At 65.3% G+C, this 19,757-nt stretch carries 15 protein-coding genes; 13 read left to right on the forward strand and 2 right to left on the reverse strand.

Going from position 1 to position 19,757, the window contains the following annotated elements:
• Positions 1 to 28: 28 nt before the first annotated feature.
• Positions 29 to 1,165: an alpha-hydroxy acid oxidase gene (locus tag P0R31_RS29790; protein WP_275518016.1), complete on the reverse strand. Its 1,137-nt coding sequence runs from the start codon at positions 1,163 to 1,165 to the stop codon at positions 29 to 31.
• 132 nt (positions 1,166 to 1,297) lie between these two features.
• Here P0R31_RS29790 and P0R31_RS29795 point away from each other — a divergent pair, with 132 nt between their 5' ends.
• The 13 genes from P0R31_RS29795 to P0R31_RS29855 all read left to right on the forward strand — a co-directional run bounded on the left by P0R31_RS29795 (position 1,298) and on the right by P0R31_RS29855 (position 15,974).
• Positions 1,298 to 1,465 carry a hypothetical protein gene (locus tag P0R31_RS29795; protein ID WP_193760559.1) on the forward strand — a complete coding sequence of 56 codons (168 nt, stop codon included), beginning with the start codon at positions 1,298 to 1,300 and terminating at the stop codon, positions 1,463 to 1,465.
• A gap of 221 nt (positions 1,466 to 1,686) precedes the next feature.
• Positions 1,687 to 3,030 carry a phosphoglucosamine mutase gene (glmM, locus tag P0R31_RS29800; protein ID WP_036009507.1) on the forward strand — a complete coding sequence of 448 codons (1,344 nt, stop codon included), beginning with the start codon at positions 1,687 to 1,689 and terminating at the stop codon, positions 3,028 to 3,030.
• A gap of 142 nt (positions 3,031 to 3,172) precedes the next feature.
• Complete coding sequence (locus P0R31_RS29805; protein ID WP_275518018.1) at positions 3,173 to 4,423, forward strand: MFS transporter; 1,251 nt, start codon at positions 3,173 to 3,175, stop codon at positions 4,421 to 4,423.
• A gap of 237 nt (positions 4,424 to 4,660) precedes the next feature.
• Positions 4,661 to 5,491, forward strand: coding sequence for an outer membrane protein (locus P0R31_RS29810; protein ID WP_275518019.1), 831 nt, complete (start codon positions 4,661 to 4,663; stop codon positions 5,489 to 5,491).
• Positions 5,492 to 5,657: 166 nt separating this feature from the next.
• A complete protein-coding gene (locus tag P0R31_RS29815; protein WP_275518021.1) occupies positions 5,658 to 6,545 on the forward strand; it encodes an outer membrane protein in 888 nt (295 codons plus the stop codon).
• A gap of 70 nt (positions 6,546 to 6,615) precedes the next feature.
• A complete protein-coding gene (locus P0R31_RS29820; RefSeq protein WP_275518022.1) occupies positions 6,616 to 7,206 on the forward strand; it encodes a glutathione S-transferase family protein in 591 nt (196 codons plus the stop codon).
• Positions 7,207 to 7,224: 18 nt separating this feature from the next.
• On the forward strand, positions 7,225 to 7,689 hold the full coding sequence (locus P0R31_RS29825; protein ID WP_271538959.1) for a GNAT family N-acetyltransferase: 465 nt from the start codon (positions 7,225 to 7,227) through the stop codon (positions 7,687 to 7,689).
• Between the two features lie 159 nt (positions 7,690 to 7,848).
• Positions 7,849 to 8,055, forward strand: a complete 207-nt coding sequence (locus P0R31_RS29830; protein WP_092029575.1) for a hypothetical protein — start codon at positions 7,849 to 7,851, stop codon at positions 8,053 to 8,055.
• Between the two features lie 79 nt (positions 8,056 to 8,134).
• The gene (locus tag P0R31_RS29835; protein WP_275518023.1) at positions 8,135 to 9,307 is read left to right on the forward strand and encodes a phosphoserine transaminase; all 1,173 of its coding nucleotides are present in this window, start codon (positions 8,135 to 8,137) and stop codon (positions 9,305 to 9,307) included.
• Between the two features lie 150 nt (positions 9,308 to 9,457).
• The gene (gene serA, locus P0R31_RS29840; protein WP_275518024.1) at positions 9,458 to 11,047 is read left to right on the forward strand and encodes a phosphoglycerate dehydrogenase; all 1,590 of its coding nucleotides are present in this window, start codon (positions 9,458 to 9,460) and stop codon (positions 11,045 to 11,047) included.
• A 238-nt stretch (positions 11,048 to 11,285) separates the two neighbouring features.
• Complete coding sequence (locus P0R31_RS29845) at positions 11,286 to 12,458, forward strand: thiolase family protein (protein WP_225132124.1); 1,173 nt, start codon at positions 11,286 to 11,288, stop codon at positions 12,456 to 12,458.
• Positions 12,459 to 12,650: 192 nt separating this feature from the next.
• On the forward strand, positions 12,651 to 13,814 hold the full coding sequence (locus P0R31_RS29850; protein ID WP_275518027.1) for a serine hydrolase: 1,164 nt from the start codon (positions 12,651 to 12,653) through the stop codon (positions 13,812 to 13,814).
• A 186-nt stretch (positions 13,815 to 14,000) separates the two neighbouring features.
• Positions 14,001 to 15,974, forward strand: coding sequence for a methyl-accepting chemotaxis protein (locus tag P0R31_RS29855; protein ID WP_275518028.1), 1,974 nt, complete (start codon positions 14,001 to 14,003; stop codon positions 15,972 to 15,974).
• Between the two features lie 120 nt (positions 15,975 to 16,094).
• Here the strand turns inward: P0R31_RS29855 and P0R31_RS29860 are convergent, their stop codons facing one another.
• Positions 16,095 to 19,409: a PAS domain-containing sensor histidine kinase gene (locus P0R31_RS29860; protein WP_275518029.1), complete on the reverse strand. Its 3,315-nt coding sequence runs from the start codon at positions 19,407 to 19,409 to the stop codon at positions 16,095 to 16,097.
• Positions 19,410 to 19,757: the final 348 nt, after the last annotated feature.

Genomic DNA, 19,757 nt, shown 5'->3' on the forward strand with positions numbered 1-19,757 from the left:
CTTTGCCCACCCTACGGCACCGCCGCGCTCACACCGCAATCACGTGATCGTCGATCTCCTCGACCCGGCTGACGCCGCACAGGCCCATCGTGGTGAGCAGCTCGTTATGGATGATGTCGATCGCCTTGGCGACGCCGGCTTGGCCGCCGGCGCCGAGGCCGTAGGCATAGGCACGGCCGATCATGCAGGACTTCGCGCCGAGCGCGAGCGCGCGCATCACGTCCTGGCCGGAGCGGATGCCGCCGTCGAACATGATCTCCATCTTGTCACCGACCGCGTCCACGATCTCCGGCAGCACCTCGATCGAGGACGGCGCGCCGTCGAGCTGGCGGCCGCCATGGTTGGAGACCACGATCGCCTGCGCACCGGTTTTCGCGGCGAGCTCGGCGTCCTCGACGTCGAGGATGCCCTTCAGGATCAGCTTGCCTGGCCAGATCGAGCGGATCCAGTCGATGTCGTTCCAGTTCAGCGCGGTATCGAACTGCGAGCTGATCCACGTCGACAGCGAGGTGATGTCGTCGCTGACCTTCAGATGACCGGCGAGATTGCCGAAGGTGCGGCGCTTGCCCTGCAGCACGCCGGAGACCCAGGCCGGCTTGCTGGCGAAGTCGAGCAGCTTCGACAGCGACCATTCGGGCGGTACCGTCATGCCGTTCTTGATGTCGGCGTGGCGCTGGCCGATCACCTGCAGATCGACCGTGAGCACCAGCGCGCTGCATTTGGCAGCCATCGCGCGCTGGATCAATTCCTTGATGAAGCCGCGGTCCTTCATGACGTAGAGCTGGAACCAGAACGGCTTCTCGACGCTGGCGGCGATGTCCTCGATCGAGCAGATCGACATCGTCGATTGCGTGAACGGGATGCCCGCGGCCTGCGCGGCGCGGCAGGCGTGGATCTCGCCGTCGCCGTGCTGCATGCCGAGCAGGCCGACCGGCGCGAGGATCAGCGGCATCGTCGACGGCTCGCCGAGGATCGTGGTCGAGGTGTCGCGCTTGGAGACGTCGACCAGGATGCGCTGGCGGAACTTGATCGCCTGCATGTCCTCGCGGTTGGCGCGCAGCGTCTCCTCGGCGTAGGAGCCGCGGTCGCAATAGTCGAAGAACGCCTTCGGCACGCGGCGCCGATGCAGCGTGCGAAGATCATCGATACAGGTAATATGCTTCATGATGTCGTTTCCCCGGCCCGTCACGTACCAACAGTCTTGCATTGGAAGATTTCGGGGTCATCTAGCATGGTTGGATGCACAGCCAAATCGTTTGCAGAAACGTTTTGGAAGGAGAGCGCCAGGGAGAGCGCCATGACGAAGCCGCACGCAGGACCTTCGCCGGAAGAGATCAAGGAGAAGCATGATCTCGAGGAGGCGCTCGAAGAGGGGCTGGAGGAGACCTTCCCGGGCTCCGATCCCGTCAACGTCACCCAGCCGGCGCCCAGCCGCGCCGACAGCCATGTGAAGCGCTCGGATTAAGGCGAGTTCCACCGCTTTTCGCTGGTCACGCCGGAATTGCAATGTTAACAATGTGTTATCGGGGGCGGTCGCGGCGCCGGTTCCGTAATGATTCATCATATTTTTTGAAGCCAAGTTAGCCGCGATAGCTTTATAAGACCTCGGCAAATCAGGGATGCGGGTCCCGTTGGGGCAGCCCGTGGTTGTAGAGGGGAGTCCCTGGTTGCTGCTTGGGGGACGATATGAGCCGCAAATATTTCGGGACGGACGGGATTAGGGGCCGCGCCAACGGACTGATCACGCCGGAGCTCGCGCTCAAGGTCGGCCAGGCCGCGGGCCTTGCGTTTCAGCGCGGCGACCACCGCCACCGGGTCGTGATCGGCAAGGACACCCGTCTGTCCGGCTACATGATCGAATACGCCATGGTGGCAGGCTTCACCTCGGTCGGTATGGACGTGCTGCTGGTCGGCCCGATGCCGACGCCGGCGGTCGCGATGCTGACCAAGTCGATGCGCGCCGATCTCGGCGTCATGATCTCCGCCTCGCACAATCTGTTCGAGGACAACGGCATCAAGCTGTTCGGCCCGCAGGGCTTCAAGCTGTCCGACGACGTCGAGCGGCAGATCGAGCAGCTGCTCGACGAATCCCTCGACAAGCGGCTCGCCCAGAGCGCGAGCCTCGGCCGCGCTCGCCGCATCGACGGCGTGCACGACCGCTACATCGAATTCGCCAAGCGCACGCTGCCGCGCGACCTTTCGCTCGAGGGCCTGCGTGTCGTGATCGATTGCGCCAACGGCGCCGCCTACAAGGTGGTGCCCGAGGCGCTGTGGGAATTGGGCGCCGACGTGGTGCCGATCGGCGTCGAGCCCGACGGCTTCAACATCAACAAGGATTGCGGCTCGACCTCGCCGGAGGCGCTGTCGAAGAAGGTGCGCGAGATGCGCGCCGACATCGGCATTGCGCTGGACGGCGACGCCGATCGCGTCATCCTGGTCGACGAGCGCGGCCATGTCGTCGACGGCGACCAGCTGCTCGCGGTGATCGCGCAGAGCTGGAAGGAGGATGGACGCCTCTCGCGTCCCGGCATCGTCGCCACCGTGATGTCCAATCTCGGGCTGGAGCGCTTCCTGCAAGGGCAGGGGCTCGAGCTTGTGCGCACGCCGGTCGGCGACCGCTACGTGCTCGAGCAGATGCTGAACGGCGGCTACAATCTTGGCGGCGAGCAGTCCGGCCACATCATCCTGTCCGACTACGCCACGACCGGCGACGGTTTCGTGGCGGCCTTGCAGGTGCTCGCCGTGGTGCAGAAGCTGCGCCGCCCGGTGTCCGAGGTCTGCCACCGTTTCGATCCGCTGCCGCAGATCCTCAAGAACGTCCGCCACAAGGGCGGCAAGCCGCTCGATGATTCCGACGTCAAGTCGGCGATCTCCGACGGCGAGAAGCGCCTCAATGGCCACGGCCGCCTCTTGATCCGCTCCTCCGGCACCGAGCCCGTGATCCGCGTCATGGGCGAAGGCGAGGACCGTCACCTCGTCGAGGACGTCGTCGACACCATCGTTTCGGCATTGGGGCAGGCCGCGGCCTGACTCTTTCTTACCCTCCCCCTCCAGGGGAGGGTAAGCGACGAGAGCACCCGCGCATCCCAGCCATTTGCGATTGGCTGTGGTTCGATCGTGACCAGCATCGTACCTACGCGATCGCGGCAATCTGCCGCGCCGGATTGCCGCCTTGAACAAGCCTGTCGTCGTCTCAGAGGAAACGCTGACCGAGCCCGTCGTCGTCAGCGACGTGACGCCCGCCGCCGGCAAGGCCGCCGGGCCGGCCTATATCGTGCTCGCCGGCATCAGCGTCTCGCACTTCCTCAACGACACCATGCAGTCGCTGATCGCCTCTGTGTACCCGATCCTGAAGGAGGCCTACGCGCTCGACTTCGCGCAGATCGGCATGATCACGCTGGCGTTCCAGTTCACGGCCTCGCTGCTGCAGCCGGTGGTCGGGCACTACACCGACAAGAAGGCGCAGCCCTATTCGCTCGCGGTCGGCATGGCCTCGACCTTCTTCGGCCTGCTGCTGCTCAGCGTCGCGCACCAATATCTCGTCATCCTCGTCGCCGCCGCGCTGGTCGGCCTCGGCTCGGCGGTGTTTCACCCGGAATCGGCGCGCATCGCGCGGCTCGCCTCGGGCGGACGCTACGGCTTTGCGCAATCGGTGTTCCAGCTCGGCGGCAGTTTCGGCACTTCGATGGGGCCGCTGCTCGCCGCGTTGATCGTGGTGCCGTTCGGGCAGGGCAGCATCGCCTGGTTCTCCTCGATCGCGTTTCTCGCCATCCTGATTCTCTGGCGCATCGGGCGCTGGTACGCGCCGCAGATCGCGACGAAGAAGGCGGCGCCCGTCCACACCCAGCCCGGTGCGCCGAGCTCGCGCCGCGTCGCGGTCGCGCTTGTCGTGCTCGTCGCGCTGTTGTTCTCCAAGCAGCTCTACGTCTCGAGCCTGTCGAGCTATTACATCTTCTACCTGATCGACCGTTTCGGCGTCTCGACGCAGGCAGCCCAGATCTATCTCTTCGTCTTTCTCGCGGCGAACGCCGTGGGTGCGTTTCTCGGCGGTCCGCTGGGCGACCGCTTCGGCCGCAAGATCGTGATCTGGATCTCGATCCTCGGCGCGCTGCCGTTCACGCTGGCGCTGCCCTATGCCGGGCTCGGTGCGAGCGCGGTGCTCAGCGTCGCCATCGGCCTGATCATCTCCTCGACGACGTCGTCGATCATCGTGTTCGCGCAGGAGCTGGTGCCGCACCGCTTCGGCATGATCTCCGGCGTGTTCTTCGGAGTCGCCTTCGGCATCGGGGGGCTGGGCGCGGCCGTGCTCGGCAAGCTCGCCGACCACACCTCGATCGAGTTCGTCTACCAGGTCTGCGCCTATCTGCCGGCGATCGGGCTGCTCGCGGTGTTCCTGCCCAAGCTGCCGCGAAACGCGCGTTAACGCATCCTCTCTTGCCGCGTTGCGGCTTCACACATCGTTAGGGAATGCGGCGCCGATGTCGCATTTGGCGCGGCATTTTTGCAACGCTCGCACGGCGCGCGCGTGTAGGGTGAGAAAAAATCAACCTTAAAAATTAGGGTTAAGTGGCGCTTAAACATTTGCTGGCATCGTCCCCCCGTGAGTTTCCAGAACGTGAGGCGCTCGTATTCAGCCTCACCGGCCATAAGGACGAAGCCAATGCGTAGCGTTAAGTCTCTCCTTGCCGCGGGTGCGGCATCCCTGATCTCGTCGATGGCGTTCGCCGCCGATATGCCGATCGCCGCCCCCCCTCCCATGTACGCGCCGCCGGCTCCGCCCGCCGACTTCGGCGGCTGGTATCTGCGTGGCGACATCGGCATGACCAACCAGAGCGCCAAGCGCATCGAGAGCGCCCTGCCGGCCGGGTACTCGAAGACGACGGAAGGCCTCGGCTTCGACTCCTCGCCGCTGTTCGGCCTCGGCGTCGGCTATCGCTTCAACAACTGGTTCCGCGCCGACGTCATCGGCCAGTACCGGGGCAAGGCCAATCTGCACGGTAGCGACAATGTCGTGGGACCCGGCTTCGTCGGCGTCAACAACTACAGCGGCAGCAAGTCCGAGTGGCTCGTAATGGCCAACGCCTATGTCGACCTCGGCACCTGGTGGTGCGTCACGCCGTTCATCGGCGCGGGCGTCGGCGGCTCCTACAACAAGCTCAGCGGCTTCCGCGACGACGGCGTGTCCTACAGCCCGCTGCTCAACAACAGCGTCGCCTACTTCGCCGACAACGGAAAGTGGAACCTCGCCTGGGCCGCTCACGCCGGTCTTGCCTACAAGGTCAATCCCGGCTTCACCGTCGAACTGGCCTACAGCTACATGAACCTCGGCGATGCCGCGCCCGGCAACTACCGCTTGTTCGACAACAGCGCCTCGGGCCCGACCACGATCAAGGTCAGGGACATCACCTCGCACGACGTCAAGCTCGGCGTGCGCTGGGATCTCAACAGCCCGCCGGCCTACGTGCCGCCGCCGCTGGTCACCAAGGGCTGATCGCAACCTGATCGGTTAGGGCTTCTTAACGGCGCGGGATCATCCCGCGCCGTTTTGCTTTGCGTATTTTTCATGGCGAATAGCGGCGAAGGCGCCCGGCGCAACCATTGGTTAAGGTTAACAGGCGATGATCATCGCAACAGTTCGAGTCCGATGGAGCGTGGTGATGCGTAGGCTGGTGTTGGCAGCGGCGATGTTGGGGACGGTGTCTGCCGCGCAAGCGGCCGACATGCCGGACCTGCCCGTGCTGCGCGGCGGCTTCGCCGATGGTCTGTCGAAGACCTCCGTCAATTGGAATGGCTTCTATGTCGGCGGTCATGGCGGTTATACCGCAGATGCCACGGATTTCAGCCAGAGCGTGGTCGGACTGACCAACTACATCTTCCGCGACAGCGTACTCCAGGGGCCGACCTCGACGTGGTCGCTGCTGAACAAGACCAACACTCAAAGCACCAATTTCGGTGGCTTCGTCGGCCGCAACTGGCAATGGTATGATGCCGTTCTCAGTCTCGAGGGCACCTACAGCTACTTCAACGATATGGCGACATTGACGTCGGGAACCAACTCGCTCGTCATCGTCAACCCGCCTGGTGAGGTGCGGGCTCCCGGCGTCACCAACAACTATGCCGTCACGCTGACGGGTGCCGCGGCGGCACAGGTCAAGGACATGGTGACGCTCCGCGGCCGTGTGGGCTGGGACGGCGGCAGCTTCATGCCCTATGCCTTCATGGGCGCTGCCGTCGGGCGAATGGACGTGTCGCGCACCGTGACCAGCAGCGTGTCGATGCGACAGGACACGACGACGACGGATTTCTTCGGCAACACCACGACGACACTTGGAACGTGGGGCCCGGTTCCTGCGCAGTCGGGCACGCAAGGTCAGCACAGGACCAACACTTACGCCGTGGGTTGGACCGCCGGCCTCGGGCTCGAATACTGCGTTTGGGACGGCTTGTTCGCCCGCATCGAATATGAATATGTGAGATTCTCTCCCGTCATGAACACGCAGGTGACGCTGAACAACGCGCGCCTCGGCCTCGGCTACAAGTTCTGAGCCGTCCGCTTCTTGTTGACAGCTTCGCTTCGTCCTGATGCTCTGTCGTCCCGAAAACGGGGCGGCAGCGATGAAGATCTACGGCGACAGCAATTCCGGCAATTGTCTCAAGGTGAAGTGGGTCTGCGACAAGCTCGCATTGCCCTACCAGTGGATCGAGATCGACACCCGCAAGGGCGAGACGCGCACGCCGCAATTCCTGAAGATGAACGGCGCCGGCCAGGTGCCGACCGTCGCATTCGACGACGGCCGCACGCTGGCGCAGTCCAACGCCATCATCCGCTATCTCGCCCGCGACAGCGCGCTGGTTCCGCGCGACGCCTTCACGGCGGCCAAGATGGACGAATGGCTGTTCTGGGAGCAGTACAGCCACGAGCCCTATATCGCCGTGTGCCGCTTCCTCATGGTCTATCTCGGCAAGGCTGCCTCCGAGCTCGATCCTGAAAAGGTCAAGCGCGGCTATGCGGCGCTCGACCGCATGGAGCAGCATCTCGCCGCCGGCCGCTTCTTCGCTGGCGACGAGGTGTCGCTGGCCGACGTGTCGCTGCTCGCCTATACGCGCGTTGCCCATGAAGGCGGCTTCGACCTCGACCGCCATGCCTCCGTCCGCCGCTGGATCGGCGAGGTCGAAGCGTTTCTCGGCCTTCCGCCGGCGCGCTGAGGTGCGGAGTCGCCTGACATGAATGCCGAAGCCGTCTCTATCCGTCCCGCGCGCCGCGAGGACGTCGCCGCGATCGTGGCGATGCTCGCCGACGATCATCTCGGCCGCGCGCGCGAGCGCGTGGAGGATCCGTTGCCGGCCGCCTATTACGACGCATTCGCGCGGATCGCGCGCGATCCGAATCTGACGCTGGTGGTTGCCGAGAGTGAGGGCAGGGTGGTCGGCTGCCTGCAGCTCGCGATCCTGCCGGGCCTGAGCTCGCAAGGCGGATCGCGCGGCCTGCTCGAGGATGTTCGCGTTGCCACCGAGTGTCGCAGCCGCGGCATCGGCGAGCAATTGGTGCAATGGGCCGTGACGGAAGCAAAGGCGCGCGGCTGCAATCTGGTCGAGTTGCTCACGCATCAGACGCGCGTCGATGCGCAGCGCTTCTACAAGCGGCTCGGCTTTGCGGCGAGTCACGTCGGCATGACTGTCCGCTTTTGAGGCAGCGCGACGCGAGCGCTGCGCAGCCGGCGAAAAGCGGGCTTTTCATTCGGTCGTGTTAAGAGCCGGTAAACTACCGCTCCGTCGTTCACATTGATGAAGGAACGAACGGTGCTACGGGGGCATCTGACACCGGGCTCGCTCGGTTGGGACATTTCAATGACAAGCTATTCGATGATCAAGGTCGGCAACGACTACGTCGTGCAGGCCAATGACAAATGCATTTTGAAGGTCGGAAGCCGCCGCAAGGCGGCGCAATTGATCAGCGATGCCACGGACTTGCTGAATGCTCTCGCTGTTGTCGAATCCCCCGATATTGCACCGGAAGCGCCATCACTGGCGCGTGAGGCCCCGGAACTTCCTTGACGGACCTTCCCGATTCCCGTATCAGCCGCGGCGGGACACCTCCCCCCAACGGGAGGCTTACTATCTGGAAGGGTAGATCATGACTGTAGCGAAGCCCGCTTCGCGGCCGACCGTGCCGCATTTCTCCTCCGGCCCCTGCGCCAAGCGCCCCGGCTGGAACGCCCAAAATCTCAAGGACGCAGCCCTCGGCCGCTCGCATCGCGCGAAGATCGGCAAGACCAAGCTCAAGCTCGCGATCGACCTGACGCGCGAAGTGCTCGAGGTCCCCGCCGATTACCGCATCGGCATCGTGCCGGCCTCCGATACCGGCGCGGTCGAGATGGCGCTGTGGTCGCTGCTCGGCGCACGGCCCGTCACCACGCTCGCCTGGGAATCCTTCGGCGAGGGCTGGGTCAGCGACATCGTCAAGGAATTGAAGCTCAAGGACGTCACCAAGCTCAATGCGGCTTACGGTGAGATCCCCGATCTGTCGAAGGTCGATCCCACGACCGACGTCGTCTTCACCTGGAACGGCACCACGTCGGGCGTGCGCGTTCCGAACGCGGACTGGATCAGCGCGAACCGCGAAGGCCTGACCATTTGCGACGCGACCTCCGCCGCGTTCGCGCAAGCCCTTGATTGGACCAAGCTCGACGTCGTCACCTTCTCCTGGCAGAAGGCGCTCGGCGGCGAGGCCGCGCATGGCATGCTGATCCTGTCGCCCCGCGCGGTGGAGCGGCTCGAGACCTACAAGCCGGCCTGGCCGCTGCCGAAGATCTTCCGCATGACCAAAGGCGGCAAGCTCAACGAAGGCATCTTCGTCGGCGAGACCATCAACACGCCGTCGATGCTCTGCGTCGAGGATTATCTCGATGCGCTGAACTGGGCCAAGTCGATCGGCGGTCTCAAGGCGCTGATCGCGCGCGCCGATGCCAACACCAAGGTGCTGGCGGACTGGAAGGCGAAGACGCCCTGGATCGACTTCCTCGCCAAGGACGCTTCGATCCGCTCCAACACCTCGGTTTGCCTGAAGTTCACCGATCCCGCGATCACCTCGCTCTCCGAGGACGCGCAGGCGGAGTTCAGCAAGAAGCTGGTGGCCCTCGTCGAGAAGGAAGGCGCGGGCTACGACTTCGCCTATTACCGCGACGCGCCGGCCGGCCTGCGCATCTGGTGCGGCGCCACGGTGGAAGCAAAGGACGTCGAGCTGCTGACGCGGTGGATCGACTGGGCCTTCGCCGAGACCAAGGCCACGCTCGCGAAGGCGGCGTAAGCAAACCCAATCCTCGTCATGGCCGGGCTTGACCCGGCCATCCATCAATCAAGAGAGATGGATCCGCGGATATCTAGCCCGAAGACGCGCTTCGCGCTTTTGCCCGCGGATGACGTGCCGTAAATGCAGCACGCACCACGGATCATCCCCATGACCAAACCCAAAGTTCTCATTTCCGACGCGCTCTCGCCCGCTGCCGTGCAGATCTTCAAGGACCGCGGCGTCGAGGTCGACTTCCAGCCCAATCTCGGCAAGGACAAGGACAAGCTAGCCGAGATCATCGGCAATTACGACGGCCTTGCGATCCGCTCCGCGACCAAGGCGACCGCCAAGATCCTCGAGAAGGCGACCAGGCTGAAGGTGATCGGCCGCGCCGGCATCGGCGTCGACAATGTCGAGATCCCGGCCGCGACGGCCAAGGGCATCATCGTGATGAACACGCCGTTCGGCAATTCGATCACGACCGCCGAGCACGCCATCACCCTGATGCTCGCGCTCGCCCGCGAGATCCCGCAGGCCGATGCCTCGACGCAGGCCGGCAAGTGGGAGAAGAACCGCTTCATGGGCGTCGAGATCACCGGCAAGGTGCTGGGCGTCGTCGGCTGCGGCAATATCGGCTCGATCGTCGCCGACCGCGCGCTCGGCCTGCGCATGAAGGTGATCGCGTTCGACCCGTTCCTGTCGCCGGAGCGCGCCAAGGACATCGGCGTCGAGAAGGTCGATCTCGACGATCTGCTCAAGCGCGCCGACTTCATCACGCTGCACACGCCTCTGACCGAGAAGACCAAGAACATCATCGACGCGGCCGCGATCGCCAAGATGAAGAAGGGCGTGCGCCTGATCAACTGCGCCCGCGGCGGCCTCGTCGACGAGCAGGCGGTGGTCGATGCGCTCAACGCCAAGCACATTGCGGGTGCCGCCTTCGACGTCTTCGTCGAGGAGCCCGCGACCAAGAGTGTGCTGTTCGGCCATCCCAACGTGATCTGCACGCCGCATCTCGGCGCCTCCACCACCGAAGCGCAGGAGAACGTCGCGCTGCAGGTCGCCGAGCAGATGTCGGATTACCTGCTCACCGGCGCGATCTCGAACGCGGTCAACTTCCCCTCGATCACCGCGGAAGAAGCGCCGAAGCTGAAACCGTTCATCGCGCTCGCCGAGAAGCTCGGCTCGTTCGCCGGCCAGCTCACCGAGAGCGGCATCCTCAAGGTCGAGATCACCTATGAGGGCCACGTCGCCGAGATGAAGATCAAGGCGATCACCTCCGCGGTGCTGTCGGGCCTGCTGCGGCCGATGCTGGGCGAGGTCAACGTGGTGTCGGCGCCGGTCGTCGCCAAGGAGCGCGGCATGGTGGTGGACGAGATCGTCCGCGCCGCCCAGAGCGACTATGAGAGCCTGATCACCGTCACGGTCACCACCGAGCGGCAGGAGCGGTCGGTCTCGGGCACCGTCTATGCCGACGGCAAGCCGCGCCTCGTCGACATCAAGGGCATCCGCGTCGACGCCGAGTTCGGCAAGTCGATGATCTACGTCACCAACGAGGACAAGCCGGGCTTCATCGGCAAGTTCGCGGGGCTTCTGGGCGACGCCAAGATCAACATCGCGACCTTCCATCTCGGCCGCGTCGCCCCCGGCAGCGATGCCATTGCGCTGGTCGAGGTCGACGGCGTGGTGCCGGCCGACGTGCTCGCCAAGGTGCAGGCCCTGCCACAGGTCAAGCAGGCCAAGGCGCTGACGTTCTGAAGCCCACTCTCAGTCCGGGGCTGAACTACGGTGCGCACCTGCGCACCTGAGGATCTCGAGATGCCGGGTTCGGCTCTTCGAGCCTCCCCGGAATGACGAGCAACATATATTCCGACCCGCGGAACAACGCCGCTTCCTTCACCGGAGGCGGCGTTTTATTTTCCCCGCGACCTCCTGACTTTGTGTACCAATGGCGCTAGGACGCTCCGTTCCAAATCGTTCGACAAGGGAGAAAACAATGCGTGAAGCCGTCATCGTTTCCTATGCGCGCACGGGCCTGGCGAAATCCGGCCGCGGCGGGTTCAACATCACGCCGCCGATGTCGCTCGCGGCCCACGCCATTCACCACGCGGTGGACCGCGCCGGCGTCGAGAAGGACTATGTCGAGGACTGCTATCTCGGCAATTGCGCCCATGGCGCGCCGAACATCGGCCGCCAGGCCGCGCTGCTCGCGGGGCTGCCGAAGACCACCGCCGGCGTGTCGGTGAACCGCTTCTGCTCGTCGGGCCTGCAGACCATCGCGATGGCCGCCAATTCGATCCGCTCCGACGGCGCCGATTGCATCGTCGCCGGCGGCGTCGAGAGCATCTCGATTCCCGGCGGCGCCACGCCGAAGGAATCGGTCGATCCGGAACTGCTCAAGGTCGCCCCCGACATCTTCATGGCGATGATCGACACCGCCGATATCGTCGCCGAGCGCTACAAGCTCAGCCGTGAATATCAGGACGAGTTCTCGCTGGAATCGCAGCGCCGCATGGCGGCGGCCCAGCAGGCGAACAAGTTCAAGGACGAGATCGTCCCGATGAAGACCAAGATGAAGGTCGTCGACAAGCAGACCAAGGCCGAGTCGATCGTGGACTACACCGTCGATCGCGACGAATGCAATCGCCCCGAAACGACGATGGAAGGATTGGCAAAACTCGAGCCGGTGAAGGGCCCCGGCAAGTTCGTCACCGCCGGCAATGCCAGCCAGCTCTCCGACGGCGCCGCCGCCGTGGTGCTGATGGAAGCCAAGGACGCCGAGAAGCGCGGCCTCAAGCCGCTCGGCCGCTTCGTCGCCTGGGCCACCGCCGGCTGCGAGCCGGACGAGATGGGCATCGGCCCGGTGTTCGCGATTCCGAAGCTCCTCAAGCGCACCGGCCTCAAGATCGACGACATCGATCTGTGGGAGCTCAACGAGGCCTTCGCCAGCCAGTGCCTGTATTGCCGCGATCAGCTCGGCATCGATCCCGCCAAGTACAACGTCAACGGCGGCTCGATCGCGATCGGCCATCCCTTCGGCATGACCGGCGCCCGTCTCACCGGCCATCTGCTGCAGGAAGGCGCCCGCCGCAAGGCCAAGTGGGGCGTGGTGACGATGTGCATCGGCGGCGGCCAGGGCGGCGCCGGCCTGTTCGAGATCTATCACTGATCCAGGACGCAGCAATGCGAAAGGGCACGGCGCCGCAGGCGCCGTGCTTTTTTTTGAGCGCTGCGCGGCAACGTGCTGCGCTCTTCACGATCAAATTACGCGATCAACCTCTACGGTGCCATTCTAATAAAGACAACTGCAGCGAAAGATGCTAGAGCTTGATTGCGATGCAGCTGCAATGGGGAGGCGCCAATGGCCTTTTCGGACCCGAGCTCGGCGATCCAAAGCATCATAGATGCCGCCGTCAGCGACTACATGGGGATGGCAGTCTACGTCTTCACGGACTTTGACGGGTCCGGCGCTCCCTCCGCAAAGTTCTTCTCTCCCTCTACTGCAGTCTGGGACTCGAACCATCAAGTCGTGGACCCTGCGCAGCTGCCGAATATCCTGTTCGAAATCGGATCCATCTCGAAGGTTTTCACATCCAGAATTTTCTACACTCTTCAGGGCACGTATGATGGAAATACGGTTGGATCCTGCATGCCCTCGATTTCGCTGCCGACAGCGATAAGCGGGATTCCGGTTGCCGACATCGTCACTTATGCGTCGGGGTTCCCGCAGGACAATGGCGAGCCTCCCGATCCACGGGGACAATTCTGCCCGCCCAGCAACTTGCAGAACTTCACCGAGCTCGTCGCTTGGTTCAACAGCGGACAGCACTCAGCATGGATCTGTCCGCCGGGCCAGTGCTACACGTATTCGAACCTTGCCTGGTCTCTCCTGGCTATTGCCGGCGCCAACCCGCAGAACACCTACGTCGACGTCTATGACGAGTACAACGCGCAACTCGCCGAGCTGTGCGCGGATCTCGGCATGGGCAGCACGGCGTTGTTCACGACGGGCCAAGTTCCCGGCATGGCCTGTGGGTATGACGGGACGCAGCCTTTCCAGGTGGGTCAGAGCTATTTGCCGTGCCCACCGATGGAGTTCGGCAGCGGGTCGATCGTCAGCTGCGCCTCGGACATGCTGCAATGGCTGCTCTACAACATGGGCCAGTTGCAGCCTTCACCGGCGGAATTCGCTATCCTGCAGACGCAGCAGCGAGCCGGCCCGGCCCGCGCCAAATGCGGTACGACGGGCACCTGCCAGGTGCAGTCGCAGGGCCCCACGGTCGGAATTGGATGGTTCTTTCCGAAAATCACCGGCGCGGCGGGACGTGTTCTGTCGAAAGATGGCGGCGTCCCGGGATTCAGCTCGTGGATGGGGTTTGAGAGCTGGGTTCAAAACGGTGCAAACGCTCCGTCGAGCAATGGCGTGGTGGTTCTGTCCGCGGGCAAACTCGCCTCGCCAGTGGGACAGAAAATCATGTCCGTTCTTCTGTCCGCCGAGGTCGAGGGTGGTTTGTCGTCGAGTTGACCCAAGTCGGCTCGTCTTTTTCGGCAAGAGGGATGTTTTTCGTTTCGGAACCTGCTTGTGCACCCGACCGTGCACAAAGGCGAAACTTTTACGAACGCACGTATTAGTACGTATCCGCAAATTAACGGAAGCTTTCACCGAATATCGCTTCATCAACCGCATCGCTCTCCACCAGCTGGGTTCACGATGCGGCTTCTCTCCCTGCGACTCACTCACAAGATCACCGCGATCGGCGTCATTGGTGTCATCGGCGTCGTCCTGATCGGCGGCATTCACCTCTACGGCGAGCGGACGATGGGCGTCTATCGCGACGCGGCCGAGGATGCGCGCACCGTGTTCGAGCTGAACGACAGGATCGCGGTCGAGCTGCTCGAGGCGCGCCGTGCCGAGAAGGATTTTCTGCTGCGCAGCGATCCGGCCAGGGCGCAGCGACAGGTCGACATCAGCCGGCAGGCGGCGCTCGACATCGAGACGCTGCGCGGCAAGATCGCAGCGCTCGGCCAGCCCGAGCTGGCGCGGAAGATCGACGCGATGAATGCGTCGCTGAAGACCTATCAGGCCCGCTTCGCCGCGGTGGTCGAGGAACGACAGCGGCTCGGCCTCGACGAGAAGTCCGGGCTCGAAGGCCGCCTGCGCGCTTCCGTCCACGGTATCGAGAGCCAGGTCGACCAGTTCCAGAATTCCGAGCTCAAGGTGATCATGCTGATGATGCGCCGGCATGAGAAGGATTTCATGCTGCGTCGTAACGCCAGATATGGCGAGGAGATGAAGAAGCGCGCGTCCGAATTTGCCGCAAGCCTCGACGCGGCAGCCATTGCCGACGGCGCCAAGGCCGAGCTGCGCCAGAAGCTCGCCGACTATCAGCGCGACTTCTCCGCCTGGATGGAGACCGCGCTGAAGCTGGCGGCCGAATCGAAGGCGATGTCGGAGGCCTTCGCTTCGGTCGAGCCGGTGATCGAGCAGATCTCGACATCGGTCGACCGCATCCGCGCCGATGCCGACCGTCTCAACGAGGCCGAGCGCACCAGCATCCAGTTCTGGATTGCGGTCGCGATCGCGCTGATTGCGACGAGCGTGCTCGGCCTCGGCATCTTCATCGGACGTTCGGTCTCGAGGCCTTTGACCGCGATGCGCGCGGCGATGATCGAGCTCGCCAACGGCAATTTCGCCGTCGTTCTTCCCGGCCTCGGCCGGCCCGACGAGATCGGCGAGATCGCGCAAGCGGTCGAGACGTTCAAGATCAACGCCGAGCGGAAGGCGCAGGAGGAGGCCGAAGAGAAGATCAGGCAGGACAAGCTCGCCGCCGAGCGCCGCCGCGCCGACATGATCAGGATGGCGGACGATTTCGAAGGTGCGATCGGCGAGATCGTCGAGACCGTGTCGTCGGCGGCCAACGAGCTCGAGGCCTCGGCGACGTCGCTGACCACGACTGCCAGCCGCTCGACCGAGCTTGCCACGCTGGTCGAGGCCGCGTCCGAGGAAGCGGCGACCAATGTGCAGTCGGTGGCGTCCGCCGCCGAGGAGCTGACCGCCTCCGTTAACGAGATCAGCCGTCAGGTGCAGGCCTCCGCGCGCATGGCGGGCGAGGCCGTCACCCAGGCCGGGCAGACCAACGATCGCGTCAGCGAATTGTCCAAGGCGGCCGCGCGCATCGGCGACGTGGTCGAGCTCATCAACGCCATCGCCGGCCAGACCAATCTGCTCGCGCTCAACGCCACCATCGAGGCCGCGCGCGCGGGCGAAGCCGGACGCGGCTTTGCCGTGGTGGCCTCGGAAGTGAAGGCGCTGGCCGAGCAGACCGCGAAGGCGACCGGCGACATCGGTCAGCAAATCTCGAGCATCCAGGTCGCGACGCAAGATTCCGTCGGTGCGATCAAGACCATCGGCGGCACCATCGAGCGCCTGTCCGAGATCTCCTCCACCATCGCGGCCGCCGTGGAAGAGCAGGGCGCCGCGACCAGCGAGATCTCGCGGAACGTCCAAAGCGCCGCCGCCGGCACCACGCAGGTCAGCGCCAACATCTCCAGCGTGCGCCAGGGCGCCACCGAGACGGGATCTGCCTCCTCGCAGGTGCTGTCCGCTGCGCAATCGCTGTCGAACGACAGCAGCCGGCTGAAGATCGAGGTGAGCAGGTTCTTGGAGACGGTCCGCGCGGCGTGAGGGCGATGTAAGGGGCGCACCGCTCTTGCCGCACGTCATTGCGAGCGCAGCGAAGCAATCCAGAATCTTTCCGCGGCGGCAGCCCGGATTGCTTCGCTGCGCTCGCAATGTCGGCGGAGCCTACGCCCCCGCCAGCACTGGCGCGAGCACCACCTCGATCAGCGTGCCGTGGCCGGCGCTCTTGATGTTGAACCGGGCGCGGTTGGCTTCGACCAGCGCTTTCGTCAGCGACAGGCTCAGCGCCGAGCTGTCGGCGGCATCGCCAGGCGGCGGGGTGCGGAACGGCTCCATCGCGGCGGCGACTTCGCGTTCGGAAAGGCCATGGCCGGTGTCGCGGATGCGCAGTGCGATCTCGCCGCGGTCGGTCAGCGCGGTCGAGACGATGACCTGGCCGCCGGCGCTGGCGAGCCGGATCGAGTTCGAGATCAGGTTCATGGTGATCTGCCGCATCGCGCGCGCATCGACGCTCACCTGCGGCAGCGCATGGGCGAGCGAGGTGCGGATGATGATGCGCTCGCGGTTGGCCTGCGGCTGCATCACCGTCACGCAGGCCTCGACCAAATCGTTCAGGTTCAAGTTCGCGAAATTCAGGTCGAGCTTGCCGGTCTCGATCCGCGACAGCTCCAGGAGGTCGTCGATGATGGCGATGACGCGCTCGCCGGACGCGCGGATGTCCTTCATGTATTCGCCGTAGCGCTCGTTGCCGAGCGCGCCGAAGCGCTCGGAGATCATCACCTCGGCGAAGCCGATGATGGCGTTGAGCGGCGTGCGGATCTCGTGGCTGATCCGCGCCAGCATGTCGGCCTTGGCGTTGGCCGCGCCGTCGACGAGCCGGCGGGCCTTCGTCAATTCGCTCTCGCCCTTCTTGGCCTGCGAGAGATCGCGGAACACGGCGAAGAAGTTCGGTCCTTCGGGACGGGTGCGGCCCATGATCATCGCGAGCGGAATGACGCCGCCCTTCTTCTCGCGGCCCAGCACCTCGCGGCCGTGATCGAGCAGGCTGGAAATGTCCTGGCTCTTCAGGCTTTGCAGATAGTCGGCGACGATCTGCTGGCTCTCGGGCGCGAACAGCGTCAGCAGGTTCTGCTGCAGCAGCGCCTCGCCGTCATAGCCGAACAGCGCCTCCGCGCTGCGGTTGCAGGCGTGGATGTTGCCTTCGGCATCGAACATCACGATGCCCTCGGCCGTGGTGTCGAGGATCGCGGCGAGATCCTCGGCCTCGGCTTCGCCCGCCGCGGGCTCGGCGTCCGCGGCCTCAGGCTCTGCGGCCGCAACGGTCACTGCGACGGCAGGCGCGACGATCGGTGTCGCCTGCGTCAGCGCGCAGATCAGCGCATGCGCGCCGTCGCCGTCCCACTCGATCGTGTGCAGATGCGCTTCCGTCGTCGCCGGCGGCGCTTCGCCATTCGGAGCCGTCGCGCTGATCGTGACCGGCGTGCCGCCTTGCGAGGTGCTGCTGGCCGCCGACACGCCCGGCTCGACATAGAGCGCATCCAGCCCGCCGGCATGCTCCAGCGCGTTCAGGCCGTCATAGCCCATGCGGGCGAGGAAAGCGGGATTGGCGTAGAGCAGGCGGTCGAGCCGGTAGATCAGGATGCCCGTCGGCAACAGGTCGAGCAGCGTGCGGTCGCGCGCGCTCATCCCGCGCGGCGGCGGTGCCGGCTCGGACAGCCATTCGGCTGCGGCTTGCGGCGGCTCCGGCTCGGGCGCTTCGGCGCTGATCTCCGCCACTGGTCCGGCCGCGTCGGTCGCAATGATCTCGCGCTTGCGTTCGAGCCGCTCGGACAATTGCCGCGCGAGCTCGTTGAAGGCGCTGTTCTCGACCGGCGTCAGTGTCGGTGGCCGCGTATCGCCGGCGGCGCGGAACGGCACGACATTGGGAGGCGTTTCCACGGGCGTGTCCAGTTCGGTTGATTGAGAAGTCGTCTCGCTTGTGGGGTCTGGCAGGTCGGGTTCGGCTTGCGGCTCGGGCTCGGATGGTGCGATCGGCGGCGCCGCCGCTGCTTCGCCCTCCGCCTCTGTTTCCGCCTCCGCTTCAGGCTCGGCCTCTGCTTCTGGCGCGACGGCCTCAGTGGAGCGATCCTGTGCGGGCGGCTCGACGAGCAGCTCGAAGCGCCTGAGCGCCTCGAGCCGGTTGAGCGCGTCGAGATCGCGGCAGACGCCGAAGCCGCGGAAGCCGGCGAACTCACGGTTGCGGTCGTAGACCGGCAGGCCGGCGAGTTCGACCGGAATGTGCTCGCCGCCGTCGGCCGGCCAATTCACTGTGATGCCGGCCCAGGTATCCTTGCTTTCGAGCGCCTTCGCCACGCGCCCTTCGGGATCGAGCGAGAATTCCTCGGCGATCTCGCGCCAGGGGCGGCCGAAGCCGGCGGCGGTGTGCGTGCCCATCAGGCGGATGAAGTCGTCGGAGCCGAGCACGAAGCGGCCCTCGGCATCCATCTGCCAGAGGAAGCGCAGCGGATGCTGACGCGGTGCGGGCGGCTCTTGCTGGCCCGACTGCTGGTCTGAAGTCGGCTCGACCATGCCTGCATTGATCGGCGCGGGCTGTGGCGAGGCAATGGCTTGCGGCTGGTTTTCAACCGGAGTTTTGGCCGCCGCGTCAGCCGCCGCCGGGACGACCGGCTCGGGCGCGGGCGCGATCGTCTCGGCGGGCGGTTCGGCGAATGCGTCGAACAGCGCAATCGGAGACGGTGCCTCGTCTGGCGCAGGCTGTGCGTCCTCCGGCACCGCGTCCGAAGGCGGCACGGGCGTCACGTCGGGTGCGGCCTCGCGCGCCGCCGTGGTGGCGGCCGGCTCGATCAGCGCGACCAGGCCGACATCGGCGCCGCTGCCGACCCGCTGCAGCACCATCTGGCCGATGCCGATCGGCGTCGCGGCGCGGCCGGTTGCCAGCGCATCGCTGCGGGCGCGGTCGAGGCCGGCCTCGAGCAGATCGCGGAAGCCGAGCAGGGGGCGCGCGGCCTCGCTCGCGCCGACGAACAGCCCGTCCGGCGCGAACGCCGCCATCGGCACCTTGGCGCCGGCGACCAGCCGATGCAGCCGCTCCACCAGGGGCATGGTGCGCAGCGTCGGGTCCATCGCGATGACGAGCACGGCGTGACTGCCGTCGGCAAAGTCGAGCCGCGCGCAGCCGCAGGTCATCAGCGCCCCTAACCGGGCGCCGAAGCCGCGCAGCCGCTGCAGCCGCACCGCGCCGTTCGCCGGCAGCTGGGGGGCGAGCCTGACGACCTGGCGGCGATGGCTGTCGGCGGGGCCGAAAACCTTGTCCGCAAGGCCGGCGCTGTTGGCCGCGCCGAACAGTTTCGCGCCGACCGGATTGGCCCACAGCACGCGCGCGCCGTCGGTCGACCACAGCCAGACCGGCAGGGCAGAGGTCGCATGCACGGCCAGCCGCGGATCGTCCACCCCTCGCAACTGGAAATCCGAACGCGTCATCAGGCCGGCTGCATCTCACGCTTCACGAGTGGCGGCTGCCGGGAATGACAGCCTTAAGAAAGGGTTAGTATCGCCCGGAAGGCGCGACCAGGTCCACGGCCCAAAGCCCGCAGGCGCCTCCCAAGCGGCGATAACCTTAATCCTGCCAACCCCGCAAGCCGAGCCGATGTTGCATCCAAGGGATTCAAAGCGGAGGGCATAGGCGCGCGCAGCACGCGCGGTGCCCATCCTCCCCTGGAGGCGGAGGATCGGCTCACATGAGCGTAGCGAATGTGAGACGAGGTGGGGTGACAGTCTCTCCATGGAGGCGGTCCCCGTGGGCCCCACCCCGCTCGCGCTGCGCGCGAC

Source organism: Bradyrhizobium yuanmingense (assembly GCF_029167105.1).
In the GTDB taxonomy this organism is placed as follows: Bacteria; Pseudomonadota; Alphaproteobacteria; order Rhizobiales; family Xanthobacteraceae; genus Bradyrhizobium; species Bradyrhizobium yuanmingense_A.

Bases quoted from the DNA above. Each gene is read 5' to 3' on its own strand.
- P0R31_RS29830 (WP_092029575.1), top strand. From the start codon at position 7,849: ATGACAAGCTATTCGATGATCAAGGTCGGCAACGACTACGTCGTGCAG.
- P0R31_RS29825 (WP_271538959.1), top strand. From the start codon at position 7,225: ATGAATGCCGAAGCCGTCTCTATCCGTCCCGCGCGCCGCGAGGACGTC.
- P0R31_RS29860 (WP_275518029.1), bottom strand. From the start codon at position 19,409: ATGACGCGTTCGGATTTCCAGTTGCGAGGGGTGGACGATCCGCGGCTG.
- P0R31_RS29820 (WP_275518022.1), top strand. From the start codon at position 6,616: ATGAAGATCTACGGCGACAGCAATTCCGGCAATTGTCTCAAGGTGAAG.
- P0R31_RS29845 (WP_225132124.1), top strand. From the start codon at position 11,286: ATGCGTGAAGCCGTCATCGTTTCCTATGCGCGCACGGGCCTGGCGAAA.
- serA (WP_275518024.1), top strand. From the start codon at position 9,458: ATGACCAAACCCAAAGTTCTCATTTCCGACGCGCTCTCGCCCGCTGCC.
- glmM (WP_036009507.1), top strand. From the start codon at position 1,687: ATGAGCCGCAAATATTTCGGGACGGACGGGATTAGGGGCCGCGCCAAC.
- P0R31_RS29850 (WP_275518027.1), top strand. From the start codon at position 12,651: ATGGCCTTTTCGGACCCGAGCTCGGCGATCCAAAGCATCATAGATGCC.
- P0R31_RS29795 (WP_193760559.1), top strand. From the start codon at position 1,298: ATGACGAAGCCGCACGCAGGACCTTCGCCGGAAGAGATCAAGGAGAAG.
- P0R31_RS29855 (WP_275518028.1), top strand. From the start codon at position 14,001: ATGCGGCTTCTCTCCCTGCGACTCACTCACAAGATCACCGCGATCGGC.
- P0R31_RS29790 (WP_275518016.1), bottom strand. From the start codon at position 1,165: ATGAAGCATATTACCTGTATCGATGATCTTCGCACGCTGCATCGGCGC.
- P0R31_RS29815 (WP_275518021.1), top strand. From the start codon at position 5,658: ATGCGTAGGCTGGTGTTGGCAGCGGCGATGTTGGGGACGGTGTCTGCC.
- P0R31_RS29810 (WP_275518019.1), top strand. From the start codon at position 4,661: ATGCGTAGCGTTAAGTCTCTCCTTGCCGCGGGTGCGGCATCCCTGATC.
- P0R31_RS29835 (WP_275518023.1), top strand. From the start codon at position 8,135: ATGACTGTAGCGAAGCCCGCTTCGCGGCCGACCGTGCCGCATTTCTCC.